The following is a 1320-nucleotide window of genomic DNA, read 5'->3' as shown; positions in this document are numbered from 1 at the left end:
GGCTCCTCGCTGTGGGGAGTGGGTGACGGTATGAGAAGCGTATATTGTTGGTCAACTCTGACAACATACAATTCTCCTCTGTTACATGAACGACCTGACCCTCTTTCAGCTGGCTCTGGGACTTGAAGAGCCCTGGTACGTATCATCCTCGACCTTCGATGTCGACAAGAAGCGCCTGGATATCAGAATCGACTTCAAACCCGGCAGCGTGTTCCGCTGCCCCCACTGCGGCCGGGAAGGGGTGAAGGCCTATGACACCACGGAGATGACCTGGCGTCACCTGAACTTTTTCCAGCATGAAGCGTACCTGACGGCTCGAGTGCCCCGGATATCCTGCTCTGAATGCGGTGTCGTCAAGTTGCAGTCATTCCCTTGGGCTCGCCGGGAGAGCGGCTTCACCCTGCTGTTCGAGGCGATGATCATGGCCATGGCGAAGTCGATGCCGGTGAAATCGATAGCAGCCATCATCGGCGAGCACGACACCCGTATCTGGCGCATCATCAACCACTATGTCGAAGAGGCCCGGGAGCGTGAGGATCACTCGGCGGTCACCATGGTCGGCGTCGATGAGACCTCCAGCAAGCGGGGCCACAACTACGTGACGCTTTTTGTCGACCTTGCCGTCTCGAAAGTGCTGTTTGCCACGGAAGGCAAGGACGCCTCGACGGTCAAACGGTTCAGGGAAGACCTCGTGGGCCATAAGGGCAAGCCGGAGTCAATCAAGGAATTCTGCAGCGATATGTCGGGTGCATTCATCAAAGGCGTCAACGACAACTTCGCCGACGCCCAGTTGACTTTCGACAAGTTCCACATCATGCAGGTCATCAATAATGCCGTCGATGAAGTGCGGCGCCAGGAGCAGAATGAACGCCCTGAACTGAAGAAAAGCCGTTACCTCTGGCTCCGGAATCAAAGCAACCTGAAAGCCTCACAGCGTGATCGTCTTGCTGAACTCTCCCTGCCCAAAATGAACCTGAAAACGGCCCGGGCATACCGCATACGGCTGGCCTTCCAGGAGTTCTTCGAGCAGCCTCCGGCGTTGGCAGAGGTGTTCCTGAGGAAGTGGTACTTCTGGGCTACCCACAGCAGACTGCAGCCGATGAAAGAGGCTGCTTACACCATCAAACGCCACTGGTCCGGCATTCTGAGATGGTTCACTTCCCGAATCAACAACGGGGTGCTTGAAGGAATCAACAGCCTCGTCCAGGCCGCAAAAGCACGGGCTCGGGGCTACCGTACCAACAGGTATCTCATCAACATGATTTACCTCATCAACGGGAAACTTAATTTCAGCTTACCCATTTGAAACAGCGAGGAGCC

General features: G+C 55.8%; 1 protein-coding gene. It reads left to right on the top strand.

Translation table 11 applies throughout. The annotated features are described in order from the left end of the window. Window positions 1-85: 85 nt before the first annotated feature. A complete protein-coding gene (locus tag E0L29_RS11430) occupies window positions 86-1306 on the top strand; it encodes an ISL3 family transposase (RefSeq protein ID WP_131359210.1) in 1221 nt (406 codons plus the stop codon). The last annotated feature ends 14 nt before the right edge of the window (window positions 1307-1320 follow it).

The organism is Chlorobium sp. N1, from assembly GCF_004332115.1.
Taxonomy (GTDB): domain Bacteria; phylum Bacteroidota; class Chlorobiia; order Chlorobiales; family Chlorobiaceae; genus Chlorobium.
This window is presented reverse-complemented; position numbering and strand designations above follow the sequence as displayed.

What these genes read in the sequence shown, in the direction of transcription:
- E0L29_RS11430 (WP_131359210.1), top strand. Translation starts at nt 86, where the DNA reads ATGAACGACCTGACCCTCTTTCAGCTGGCTCTGGGACTTGAAGAGCCC.